This window comes from Streptomyces sp. NPDC048185, assembly GCF_043202495.1.
In the GTDB taxonomy this organism is placed as follows: Bacteria; Actinomycetota; Actinomycetes; order Streptomycetales; family Streptomycetaceae; genus Streptomyces.
Window position 1 is genome coordinate 99,708 of sequence record NZ_JBIDAN010000001.1, and the last position, 12,102, is coordinate 111,809.

General features: G+C 71.7%; 11 protein-coding genes. 4 read left to right on the plus strand and 7 right to left on the minus strand.

The genetic code is table 11. From position 1 onward, the window contains the following. The first annotated feature begins 46 nt into the window (after positions 1-46). From ACGF3H_RS00495 to ACGF3H_RS00510, 4 genes are all read left to right on the plus strand, one after another. The gene (locus ACGF3H_RS00495; RefSeq protein WP_362493936.1) at positions 47-1,504 is read left to right on the plus strand and encodes a penicillin-binding transpeptidase domain-containing protein; all 1,458 of its coding nucleotides are present in this window, start codon (positions 47-49) and stop codon (positions 1,502-1,504) included. A 173-nt stretch (positions 1,505-1,677) separates the two neighbouring features. After that, positions 1,678-2,244 carry a SigE family RNA polymerase sigma factor gene (locus tag ACGF3H_RS00500; protein ID WP_362493939.1) on the plus strand — a complete coding sequence of 189 codons (567 nt, stop codon included), beginning with the start codon at positions 1,678-1,680 and terminating at the stop codon, positions 2,242-2,244. Further along, entirely contained in the window at positions 2,241-3,101 is an 861-nt protein-coding gene (locus tag ACGF3H_RS00505; protein WP_362493942.1) for a hypothetical protein, read from the plus strand. Before ACGF3H_RS00500 ends, ACGF3H_RS00505 begins: the two co-directional genes overlap by 4 nt. Before the next feature lie 84 nt (positions 3,102-3,185). Further along, positions 3,186-4,019, plus strand: a complete 834-nt coding sequence (locus ACGF3H_RS00510) for a pectate lyase (protein ID WP_362493945.1) — start codon at positions 3,186-3,188, stop codon at positions 4,017-4,019. A 128-nt stretch (positions 4,020-4,147) separates the two neighbouring features. On the opposite strand, the gene ACGF3H_RS00515 is transcribed toward ACGF3H_RS00510, so the two are convergent. The 7 genes from ACGF3H_RS00515 to ACGF3H_RS00545 all read right to left on the minus strand — a co-directional run bounded on the left by ACGF3H_RS00515 (position 4,148) and on the right by ACGF3H_RS00545 (position 12,101). Further along, a complete protein-coding gene (locus tag ACGF3H_RS00515; protein ID WP_362493947.1) occupies positions 4,148-4,960 on the minus strand; it encodes an HAD family acid phosphatase in 813 nt (270 codons plus the stop codon). Positions 4,961-5,023: 63 nt separating this feature from the next. Beyond that, complete coding sequence (locus ACGF3H_RS00520) at positions 5,024-6,094, minus strand: dienelactone hydrolase family protein (RefSeq protein ID WP_362493950.1); 1,071 nt, start codon at positions 6,092-6,094, stop codon at positions 5,024-5,026. Then, positions 6,078-7,199, minus strand: coding sequence for a pectinesterase family protein (locus ACGF3H_RS00525; RefSeq protein ID WP_362493951.1), 1,122 nt, complete (start codon positions 7,197-7,199; stop codon positions 6,078-6,080). Before ACGF3H_RS00525 ends, ACGF3H_RS00520 begins: the two co-directional genes overlap by 17 nt. Positions 7,200-7,278: 79 nt before the next feature. Beyond that, complete coding sequence (locus ACGF3H_RS00530) at positions 7,279-8,613, minus strand: polysaccharide lyase family 1 protein (protein WP_362493953.1); 1,335 nt, start codon at positions 8,611-8,613, stop codon at positions 7,279-7,281. A gap of 32 nt (positions 8,614-8,645) precedes the next feature. After that, positions 8,646-9,446: a rhamnogalacturonan acetylesterase gene (locus ACGF3H_RS00535; protein ID WP_362493955.1), complete on the minus strand. Its 801-nt coding sequence runs from the start codon at positions 9,444-9,446 to the stop codon at positions 8,646-8,648. A gap of 153 nt (positions 9,447-9,599) precedes the next feature. Next, complete coding sequence (locus tag ACGF3H_RS00540) at positions 9,600-10,964, minus strand: sugar ABC transporter substrate-binding protein (protein ID WP_362493957.1); 1,365 nt, start codon at positions 10,962-10,964, stop codon at positions 9,600-9,602. Between the two features lie 78 nt (positions 10,965-11,042). Next, positions 11,043-12,101, minus strand: a complete 1,059-nt coding sequence (locus ACGF3H_RS00545) for a right-handed parallel beta-helix repeat-containing protein (RefSeq protein WP_362493959.1) — start codon at positions 12,099-12,101, stop codon at positions 11,043-11,045. Position 12,102: the final 1 nt, after the last annotated feature.

Below are 12,102 nucleotides of genomic sequence, written 5' to 3' on the forward strand. Positions count from 1 at the left end.
GGCGCATGGGAACGATCCGCTCCCGTCCGTTCGTCCTGTGGGCGGGATGAACAAGACGATCAGGCGCGCATCGGTCTTCACGCTGCTCCTGGTGTTCGCTCTGCTGGTGCGGGCGACCTGGGTGCAGTTCTACGACGGCCAGGCGCTCGCGGACGACAAGGACAACCGGCGCAACGCGATCGAGACGTACGCGGACCCGCTCGGGAACATCATCGTGGCCGGACGGTCGGTCACCGGCTCGGCGCCGACGAAGGGCGGCGACCTCACCTACAAACGCACGTACACGGACGGAGAGCTGTACTCCGCGGTGACGGGCTATGCCTCGCAGGCGTACGCGCCGACGCAGCTGGAGGGCATCTACCAGGACCTGCTCAACGGCACCGACCCGCGGCTGAAGACGCTCATGGACACCGTCACCGGCGGGCGGGCCGACCCGGGCAACGTGATCACGACGATCGACCCGGACGTGCAGAAGGCCGGGCTCGAGGCCCTCGGTGACAAGAAGGGCGCCGCCGTCGCGATCGACCCGAAGACGGGCAGGATCCTGGCGGTCGTCTCCACCCCGTCGTACGACCCGTCGTCGCTGACGGACGCGAACACCGCGGGTGAGGCGTGGCAGCAGCTCACGAGCGACCCGGACAAGCCGCTGACCAACCGCGCTCTGCGCCAGCCGCTGCCGCCGGGGTCCACGTTCAAGCTCGTGGTGGCGGCGGCCGCGCTGGAGGACGGGCTGTACGGCTCGGTGGACGAGCGCACCGACAGCCCGGACCCGTACACGCTGCCCGACACCACGACGGACCTGTCCAACGAGAATCCGAACGCCCCCTGCGAGAACGCCACGATCCGCACCGCGCTGCAGTACTCGTGCAACAACGTCTTCGCGAAGATGGCCGTGGACCTGGGCCAGGACAAGCTCCGGGCGACGGCCGAGAAGTTCGGGTTCAACGACGAGACGCAGGACGTGCCGGTGCGGGCCTACCCGAGCGTGTACCCGAAGGACATGAACCGGTCGTCGACCGCTCTGACGGGTATCGGCCAGTTCGACGTGACGGCGACCCCCCTCCAGATGGCCATGGTGTCCGCGGCCATCGCCAACGGCGGGAAGCTGGTCTCGCCGCACATGGTGTCGCAGATCACCGGTGGTGACGGCGATGTGCTGGAGGACTACGACGACTCGGCGGAGACGAAGCAGATCGTCAGCTCCTCCACCGCCGAGCAGCTTCAGTCGGCCATGCGGACGGTCGTCGACGAGGGCACCGGGTCGAACGCGCAGATCCCCGGCGCGACCGTGGGCGGCAAGACGGGCACGGCCCAGCACGGCGAGAACAACAGCAAGACGCCGTACGCCTGGTTCACGTCCTACGCCAAGTCCGGCTCGTCGGACGACGAGGTGGCCGTGGCCGTGCTCGTCGAGCAGTCCGACGCGGCCCGCTCCGAGGTCAGCGGCAACGGGCTGGCGGCCCCGGTGGCCAAGGCGATGATGGAGGCGGCGCTCGAGGGCTAGGACGCGCGGACCGCGCCTCGGGGGCCGGAACTCATCTCCACCTCCGGTTCGGGCTGCCATACGGTGTTCGGCGCACCGTACGGTCGCCGCGGCCGACGCTGCTACAGTTCCGGATCCCTGCCCGGCGCACGGCTGTTCGACGCCGGGGAAGCCGCTGCGAGGAGAGTCCGCCCGTGGGCACAGTCGTCGACGACGCCGCCTCCGTGGAGTTCCACGCCTTCTTCGAACGCCACTACGCCGAACTGTCCCGGCTCGCCCATCTGCTGACGGGCGAGCCGGACGCCGCCGACGACCTGGCGGCGGACGCCCTGCTCGCGCTGTGGCACCGCTGGGACCGGGTGCGTGCGGCCGACCATCCGGTGGCGTACGCGCGCGGCGTCGTCGCCAACCTGGCCCGCAGCCGGATCCGCAGCGCGGTGCGCGAGCGCCGGCGCGTCGCCCTGTTCTGGTCGCAGCGCGAGGAGAAGGCGGAGAACCCGGACGTCGCGGGCGTGGTGGACGTGCAGGAGGCGCTGCGCGCCCTGCCCTTCCGCAAGCGGGCGTGCGTGGTGCTGCGGCACGCGTTCGACCTCTCCGAGAAGGACACCGCGCTCGCCCTGGGCGTCTCGGTGGGTACGGTGAAGAGCCAGACGTCGAAGGCGGTGGCCGAACTGCAGCGGGTGCTCGGCACACGGGGAGCGGCGCGGCAGGTGCACGCGGCGATCGCCCGCACCGGCGAGGCCGCGGGAAGGAAACGATGACCGGGCGGCGGGACGTGGACGAGGAGCTGCGTGCCCGGCTGCACGAGGCGGCCGGGGCGCACGAGCCCGACCGTGCGCGCATGCTGGCCCGGGTCGAGCGCGGCATGGCGGGACAGGACCGCGCCGGGCGCCGGGCGGCCCGCCCCGCGGTGCCGGGCTGGGTCCGGGTGGCCGGTGCGACGGCCGCGGTGGCGGGTGTCCTCGCGGTCGGCGGGTACACGATGGCGACCGCGGTGAAGGACGACGCTCCCGCGCAGCGCTCGGTCGCCACGTCGCCGACGTCGGCTGCGTCCTCGCCGCCGGCGGCCGGCCCCACGAGCCGCGCGCCCCGGCCGTCGTCCGGCGCCCCGGCACCGAGCGCCTCCTCCGGGACGCGGGGGCCGGACGGACCGTCGCCCTCCGGGACGCCGGCCGGCACCGCGACCGCCACCGCACGTCCGCCGGCCGCCGGGACCGAGGACGGCCCGTTGGCGTCGGACGCCGTGGTCGACCCGCACAGCAACGAATACTGGGCGCAGAGCAACATCACCCTGCGGACGAGCAGCCCGCTGACCGCGCTCACCGTCGAGCTGAGGGTGGCGCAGACCGGCTCGGTCGCCTCCACCGGCGCGTGGCGCTCGCTGCCCGAGGACGACTTCACGTTCACCGTCGAGGAGCGGGACGGCTTCCTCGTGTACCGGTGGACGCTCGAGCGGGGCCGTACGGTCCCGGCGGGCGAGTGGGTCTTCGCGGGCCAGTACAACCACGAGCGCGGCGGCCGGGACGCGAACGGCGACCGTTACTCCGCGACGGCCACCGCCGCGTCCGGACGGCTGTCGGTGCGGGGCGACTTCGTGCCGCACGACAGCGGTTCGTGAGGAACCCCGCGGACCCGGCAACCCTTTCCCCGTCCGTGGCGACCAGGGAGCGACAACACCCCCTCCCACGCAAGGACTTCGGGCATGACTGCACGAGCAGAACAGCGCGTCCGCCACCGCCGCAGGCCCGGCAGGCGCCGGGCGGTGATCGCCTCGGCCGCGGCCCTGGGCCTCACGGGTGCGGCGATCGTGACGACGACGATGGTGACCACCGCCGGTGCCGCGTCGTCCTGGCCCACGGACACCGGCAGCAAGCCCGTCTCGTCGACGATCCCGGTCTCCGGCACCTACGACGGCGCGATGAAGAAGTTCTACGGCACCGGTGACCTCGGCACCTCCGGCCAGGACGAGGACCAGGGCCCGATCTTCGAGCTGGCGGACGGCGCCGTGCTGAAGAACGTGATCATCGGCACCCCGGCCGCGGACGGCGTCCACTGCAAGGGCTCCTGCACGCTGCAGAACGTCTGGTGGCTGGACGTCGGCGAGGACGCCGCCAGCTTCAAGGGCACGTCGTCCTCGGCCGTGTACACCGTGTACGGAGGCGGCGCGAAGAACGCCGACGACAAGGTGCTCCAGTTCAACGGCGCGGGCAAGCTCGTCGTCACCAAGTTCCAGGTCGAGAACTTCGGCAAGCTGGTGCGCTCCTGCGGCAACTGCAAGACGCAGTACCGGCGCACGATCATCATCAACGACGTGGACGTCACCGCGCCCGGCAAGTCGATCGTCGGCGTCAACCAGAACTACGGCGACACCGCCGCGCTGCGCAACATACGCGTCCACGGCGACAGCAAGAAGAAGATCGAGACCTGCGTCCGCTTCGAGGGCAACAACACCGGCAAGGAGCCCACGGCGCTCTCCCCGGTCGGCCCCTACGGCACGACGTGCGACTTCACGGCCTCGGACATCAGGTACGAGTGACCGTCCGGACCCCGGGTCCGCCGGCCCGCCCCCCGGGCCGGTGCGTGCCGTCCGAGCCCCCACTCGGCCGGCGCGGCGGCCGCCCCCGCCGGTGACGACCGGCGGGGGCGTTCCCGGGCCGCGAGAGGTCACTCGACGAAGTACGTCGGGTTCGGCAGCTTGTAGGTCCGGTCCGCGTAGCCGCCCTGCAGGTCGGAGTACTGGTCGCCGAAGTTGGCGACGATGTCGTACCCGAGGTCCCGCTCGATGTGGCGGCGGGTGCCCGCCTTGAACTCCACGGTGGTGCACTTCCAGGTGCCCGCGGTGGCGCAGTGGGACAGGTAGGACGGCGGGTTCGCCTTGTCCTTGAGGAACATGTGGCCGGCGTCGAGGTTCACGTCGGCGCCCACCTTCTTCAGGTTCTCGACGGCGGCGGCGCGCTGGGACTCGCTCAGGCCCGAGTTGTAGAAGACCTCCACGCCCTTGCCCTGCGCGTAGCGCACGAGTTCGGGGCTGCCGAACACGGCCGGGCGGTCGGCCTTGTCGACGTAGGCGGCCCAGGTGGCGCCGTCGTAGCCGTAGTTGTTCTTCTTCTCGTAGTCGAGGCTGAGCAGCAGCGTGTCGTCGATGTCGAAGACGACCGCCGGCCGGGAGCCCTTGTGGTGCGCCGCCGCGCGGGCCGCCTTGTCGATCTGCTTCCTCGCCGCGGCGTCGATGCCGGCCAGGTCCTTGGCGTACGGGCTGTCCGGGGACGCCTGGTAGACGCCGTCGCCGTCGGGCGTGGTGCCGTAGTAGGTGTCGATGTCCTTGGTCAGCTGCCCGATGTTGTAGGGCTCGTGGGTGGAGTTGGCCGTCGACTGTCCGGCGGTGGCCGCACCCGTGCCGTAGAGGGCGGCACCGGCGACGGCGCAGGCGGCGGTGCCGGCGGCGGTGCCGGCGGCGATGCGCAGTGGTTTATGCATGAGACACGTTTCTACGCGCGTCACCCCCGGCTGCGCGAGAGCTGTGGCCGGATCGGTACCCCTTTACCTGGCAAAGATCGCGTCAAGCCAGCCCAGGGCGTCCTCCTGCATGGCGCGGGTGAAGGCGTGTCCGGTGCCGGGCACGACCTCGGTGCGCAGCCGGTCGCCGGCGCCCGACGCCCGCCAGACCGCGCGGAGTCGGGCGTGGGCCGCCCGGACGCCCTCCGGTGTGAAGAGCGTGTCGTGCTCGCCGCTCAGGAACAGCATCGGTTTCGGCGCCGCGAGGCTCGCCACGTCGGGGAGGTCGAGGTGCCGGGCGAGCCCGGGGTGCAGCATGTGGAACGCCGACTGCCCGCGCAGGGTGTTGCTGCCGGGGACCGTCATCTCCTTCAGGCCGGTCATCCAGCACACGCTGACGGCGGCGGCGACGTCGTCGCTGAGCGCGGCCGTCTGCCAGGCGCGGTAGCCGCCCAGGGAGAAGCCGAGGGCCGCGACCCGCCGGGCGTCCACCCGGTCGAGGCCCGCCAGGAAGCCGGCCGCCCGGACGTCCTCACGGGCCATCAGCCCGGCCAGGGAGCTGCCGAGGTGGAAGAGGGTGCTGGCGAGGGCCTGCTGACGCTCGTAGGTGAGGGGGTCGCGGTCGCCCCAGCCGAGGGCGTCCAGGCAGAGGACCACGTAACCGCGCCGGGCCAGTTCGTCGCCGGGGAACCGCCCGCCGAAGTGCCGGTCCGCCCAGTCCCGCGCGGCGGCGAGGCGCGTGTCGTCGTACCAGGGCCGGACCAGTTTCTCCTTGCCGATGTCGAAGCGGGAGCCGTGGTCGTGCAGGAGGAGGACGGCCGGGAAGGGCCCGGCGCCCTGCGGGGTGAGCAGGGCGCCGCGGACCCGGGCGTAGCGGGTGAGGGAGAGGGTGACCGTCTCGCGGGTGCATCCGTCGCCGTCGTGGCGGTCGGCGAACTCGGGGGCGTACGGCGTGTCCTCCTGCCGGTCGACGAGGAGGTGCGCCTCGACGGTGGCGCGGGCCGTCCGCCGCCACGCCGCGAAGTCGCGGATCGGCGAGGTGCCCCAGGCGAGCGGGAAGGTCAGCTCGTCCCTGAGCGCCCGGTGGAAGCCGGGCAGGTCACCGGTGGCCGGCATACGGACGCCAGTCGCCGAGGTACGCCTCCCTGGTGTGCCCGGCGGCCTCGGCACGGGTCAGCTGCGGCCGGTTGTCCGGGACGGTGATCGCCGCGCCGGGGCCGGTGTTGCGGTACTCGCGGAAGCGCTGCTCCTGCCACGGGTAGGTGTCGCGCATGTCGGCGTAGGGCGCGACGGCGTCGATGCCCGCGCCGAGGCGGGTCTCGCGCACGGTGAGCATGGGGCGGGCGGTGGTGTCGGAGCTGGGCACCCAGGGGCGGGCCAGCTTGTAGTAGCCGTCGGGGGCCTCGCTGCTGACGCGGCCCCGGGTCACGAGGTAGCCGCGCGGGTTGGCGCCCGCCGTGGACGGCGCGAACACGAAGCCGTACGGGGCGGCGGCGAGGTCGGTGCGGACCAGCGTGCGGAAGTGGCAGCTCTCGTACACGGCGGTCGCCCGGCCGAAGACGAAGTCGACGTCGCCCTCGACGTAGCAGTGGGCGTAGTACTGGCGGGCGAAGTGGTCCAGGGCGCGGGTGTCGGCGTAGAGGGTGTCCTGGTGGCCGAGGAAGCGGCAGTGGTGGAACGCCGTGCGGTCGCCCTGCGCCTTGAGGGCGACGGCCTGGGTGCCGGTCCAGTCGGGATGGTCGGCTCGCAGCCAGTCGTTGGCGAAGGTGATCCAGCGGGCGGTGAAGCCGTCGGCCTGCACGGTGGTCGTGGCCGAACCGCTGGTGCCGTAGGTGCCGGAGCCGTCGGGCCTGGGGGTGCCGGCCGCGTTGTCGTACACGATGACGGTGTCGCGCGGGTCCTCACCGGCGCCGATCCAGGTGGCGTCGGTGCGGGTGGCGTCGAGGGTGACGGTCTCGCGGTAGGTGCCGGGTGCGAGGACGAGCGTCCAGCCGCTGCCGGTGGCGGCGGTCGCGGCGGCCTGGACGGTGGTGAAGTCGCCGCGGCCGTGCGGGTCGACGTACAGGGTTTTGGGCGTGCGGCGGGCGGACGGCGAGCCGTACCGGCCGAACGGGCGGGGGCGGCCGCCGGCGAGGGCCGGTCCGGCGGTGAGGCCGACGGCGGCGCCGGCGCCGGCGGCCGCGAGCAGGAAGCCTCTGCGGGAGGGTGCGGGGCGGTGCATGCGCGTGCTCCTTCGGGGATGACGGGGCCGGGGGTGGGCCGGGGCGGTGCGGGCGCCCCGGCCCGGTTTCGGGGGCGCGTCAGCGCAGGCGGCCGGCGCCCGCACCGTGGTCGACGACCGCGGGGACGGCCTTCGCCGGGAGGACCTTGGTGCGCAGGGTGGGCGTCCAGCCCGCGCCCGGCTGGAGGGTCTCTTCCGGGATCTGGGCGTTGTGCACGGCGATCAGGTCGACCGTGCGGCCGTTGACCTGGTTGTGCGCGGCGGTGACCGGTGCCTCGCTCCACTTCTTCAGGACCTTCGCGGCGCTGGTCCCGGCCGGGAGCGTGAAGGCGTTGTGCTCGGCGACGAGCGCGGACTCCTTGCCGACGCCGAAGCTGTAGGCGTAGTCGTCGGAGGCCACGAAGTGGTTGTTGTAGACGTCGACCTGGCCGAAGCGGACACGGGGCGCGCGCTCGACGAGGTTCTCGAACAGGTTGTGGTGGAAGGTCACCTTGAGGTGGCCGCGGTCGCCGACGGCGGTGGACTCGCTGTCGCTGTTGCCGATCAGGATCGTCTTGTCGTGCTCGGTGAAGACGTTCCAGGAGGCGGTGACGTAGTCGGCGCCCTTGACGACGTCCAGCTGGCCGTCGTGCTGCTGGTAGAGCATGCCGAAGTAGGTGGGGGCCGCGCTGTCGGGGTGCTCGCCGTCGGTGAAGGTGTTGTGGTCCAGCCAGACGTGCGTCGAGCCGTACACGACGGCGCTGTCGTACTCGGAGTTCCAGTTGCCCTTGTCGCCGTCCGTCGGGTCCCACTGCGGGAAGCAGTCGACGGGGCTCTCGAAGGCGAGGTTGCGGACGATGACGTTGTCCACGCCCTTGATCTGCAGGCTGGCGCCCTTGAACCCGGCGTTCCTGCCGACCCCGATGATGGTGGTGTCGGCCGGCACGTTCGCCTTGATCGACTGGTCCTGGCGGGCGGCGGAGGCCCGGCGCAGGCCCTCGGGGCTGCCGGCGGGCTCGCCGCTCAGGTCGGTGTCCAGGCCCCAGTTCTCGGGCGAGTACTTCTCCAGATAGGCGTCGAAGTCGTAGCCGGGCTCGGCGAAGGCGTCGCAGCCCTCGGAGACGGCGTCGATGGTGCCCTTCACCTTGATGATCCTCGGCGCGTCGCCGCCGGCGGCGAGGGCGGCCTTGAACTCGGCCCAGGTGGTGACCGTGTACACGTGCGCGGCGTCGGCGCGGGCGCCGCCGGTGGTGCCGGCGCCCTGGGAGGCCCAGCCGTCCTTCGCCGGCAGCGTCTGCCGGGCGACGTCACGGGAGTGGTGGTGGCCGGGGCGGGCCTCGGCGGTGGCGGCGGTCAGGCTCAGCACGAGGGCGGTGCAGCCGGCCAGCGCGGCCACTCTGCCTGTGGCATGCCCATGCCATCTCGATGTGCTCATGGTGCGGCTCTCCATTCTCGGTTCGGGGGTTGTCAGGCGGTGCCCGGCCGCGGCCAGGTGATCCACGACGCGGGGATGTCCTCGTCCAGCCGGCGCACGTCACGGTGCGCCAGCACCCGCGTGCGCAGCAGCTCCCGCGCGACCAGCCGGGCCACCTCGATCGCACCCGGCGGGTTGAAGTGGGTGTTGTCCTGCTCGGTGGCGGTCCAGTTGAAGTACGTCTTGGTCTCCTCGACGCCGAGCCGCTGCCACAGGGCGAGCGACAGCGCCTGCACGTCGAGCAGCGCCACGCCCTCCTCGGCGGCCAGCGCCCGCATCGCCGCCGGATACTCGCCGTGGCTGGGGACCGCCTCGCCGTCCGCGTCGAAACGGCGCCGCTCGACGGGCGTGGCCAGCACGGGCCGCGCCCCGCGGGCCCGGGCGCCGTCGACGTACAGGCGCAGGTGGTCCTGGTACGTGGTCCAGGGCTCGGTGTAGCGGGTGGGGTCCTCGTCCTTCTCGTCGTTGTGCGCGAACTGGACGAGCAGCAGATCGCCCGGCCGGATCAGGCCGAGGATCGCGTCGAGTCGTCCCTCGTCCACGAAGCTCTTGGAACTCCGCCCGTTCACCGCGTGGTTGGCGACGGGAAGCTCCCGGTGGAGGAAGAACGGCAGGGCCATGCCCCACCCGGTCTCGGGCGCGGCGTCGGCGTACTTCTGCGCGGCGGTGGAGTCACCGGCGACGTGGAGCGTGCGGGACCGGCGCCCACCGGCCCGCGCGGCACCGGCACCGGCGAACGCCAGCGGAACAGCGGCAACGGCGGCCGCGGTGACTTGCCTTCGGCTGAGTGACACGCTGGGTGCCTTTCATGAGTGGGGAGGGACACCCCCCGGGGGGCGCGGGGCGGTGTCGATGTGCGGCTCCGCCGCGTGGGCGCGACACGCCAGGGACGGCCCGCAAACCTGCCACGCACAGGCCGCCCCACGGCGATGTCCGGCTCAGGACGGTCAGCCCATCTGCTCGTTCCACTCGGCCTGCGCCTCGTTCAGCTGCTCCGCCATCGTGTCGAGGAACGACTTCGCGCTCATCTTCCCGAGCAGCACCTTCTGGAAGTTCGGCTCGTTGTCCGCCTTGGAGATGGTGTTCCAGTCCGGCAGGTAGTACGGGAGCTGCACGATGGTCGTGGACCCGTCGTTCAGCGCCTCCGCGGCCAGCTTCGTCGGCTCGGCCTTGGCGATCCACGCGTCCTTCGCGGCGTCCGTGTTGGACGGCACCTGCCCGGCCGACTCGTTGAACTTCGAGTTCTGCTGCTTCGAGGTGGCGAACTCGATGAACTTCCAGGCGGCCTCCTTGTTCTTGGAGCTCTTGAACAGCCCGAGCCCGTCGACCGGGTTGGACACCTGCACCCGCTTGCCGGAGTCGCCGACCGGCTGCGGGATGCCGCGGAACTTGTCGACGCCGAGCGCCTTCACGTGGTCCTGGTAGGAGCCGAGGTTGTGGTTGAGCATGCCGATCGTGCCGGAGTCCCACTGGGCGACCATCTTGGCGAAGTCGTTGTTGACGTCGGCGGCCGGCGTGACCTTCTTGTAGAGGGCCGCGTACTTCTCCAGGGCCTCGACGTTCTTCGGGTCGTTGACGGTGGTCTTCTTCTTGTCGGCGTCCCAGAACGAGGTGATGCCGGACTGCCCGTACATCGCGTCGAGCGCCTGGGCGATGGAGCCGGAGCCGCCGCGGATGGTGTAGCCGAACTCGTTCCTTCCCGCGGCGGTCAGCTTCTCGGCCGCCGTGTAGAAGGCGTCCCAGGTCGTCGGCGCCTCGAGGCCCGCCTTCTCGAACAGGTCGGTGCGGTAGTAGAGGACGCCGTTGTTGGCCGAGGTCGGCACCGAGTACAGCCGGCCGTCGCCGCCGCCGGCGGCCCGCAGCGACTCGATCATGTCCTTGTTGACCCTGCCGTTCAGGGACGAGCCGGTGAGCCGGTTGTCCAGCGGCTCCAGCGCGTTCTGCGCCGAGAACCCGGCGAGCATCGCCGCTCCGACACCGCCGACGTCGGGCAGGCCGCCGCCCTGGATGGCGGTGTCGACCTTGGACTGGTACTCGGTGGCGGCGATGCCGACGTACTCGACGTCGATGTCCGGGTTCGCCTTCTCGAAGTCGGCGATGATCTCCTTCCACACGGCCGTGCGGATGCCGCCGTTGTTGTCCCAGAAGACGATCTTCCCCTTGCCGCTGCCCTCGGCGCCCTTGTCGCCGCCCGCCCCGCTGCCGTCGTCACCGCAGGCGGTGGCGGTCAGCGCGAGCACGGCCCCCAGGGCGACGGCGGCGGACGTCCGGCGCCTGCCTGTGCTTCTGCTGCTGCGCATGCTGATCTTCATTGGTCGGCTCTCTTCTTCTGGATCCAACAGTGCGGTGCTGAACGACGTGGGGGGTCGGTGCGTGGTGCTGCGGGTGGTTCAGTGGGTGCCGAGCTGCTTCTGCGGTCCCGAGAACCGCTTCACCAGCGCGGGCACGGCCGCCGCCGGGTCGAGCCGGTAGGCGTAGAAGTCACGCGGGTCGAAGGCGGTGCCCCACTCGTCGTGGCGGCCCGTCGTGTTGCGCAGGATCGATCCGCGCTGCACCAGCTCGGCGGTGGCGTCGGCCTGGTAGGGGTGCTGGACGTCCTGGTAGTAGCTGTTCTCGATGACCATCTTGGTGGCGCCGCGCGACCAGTTCCCGTACGTCCACACGGGGTCGCCCGGGTCGGCCTGGGCCGTCAGGTAGTTGTTGTAGAGGTGGGCGTACGCTGCGTTGTCGACCGAGGGGTTGCGCTGCTTGGTGTTCGCGAACCAGTTGTGGTCGATGGTGATCTGCGTCCTGACGTTCGTCGTCCAGCCGAGCCCGAACGTCTTGTTGTTGTTCTCGAACCGGTTGTACGACACGGTCACGTACTCGCTGTCCTTGCGGACGTCCAGCTGCCCGTCGCAGATGTTCGAGAAGCGGTTGTGATCGACCCACACGTGGTGCGCGGTGTCCATCTGGATGCCGTCGAAGTCGGTGTCCTTGCAGTCCCAGTTCCCGGCGACCGCCGAGTCGCGGATCGTCAGGTTGCGGATGATCACGTTGTGCGTGCCGGGGTTCAGGTGCAGCTCGCCGTGGACGATCTCACCGGTGTCGCCGACGCCGGTGATCGTCTTGTCCGAGGCGACCGTGATCTGCGCGCCGAAGGGCTCGACGGCGATCGTGCCCGCCACCCGGATGACGTACGGCTCCTCGGCCGCCGCGTACGCCGCCAGCGCGGCCCGGTCGGTGACGGTGACGACCCGGCCCCCCGCGCCGCCGGTGGTGCCGCCGGCCAGGGAGGCGAAGCCGTGGGGCCGGTCGGACAGGTGCGGGTCGCCCGCCGGCCGGCCGTCCGGCGGGGCGGCGGCACGCGTCTCCCCGGCCGTTCCGAGGGCGAGGGCGGTGACCAGGCCCAGGACGGCGGCGAGGGTTCTGCCGGTGCCCGGCAAGCGCTTGCTACGGAGGTGCGTCATT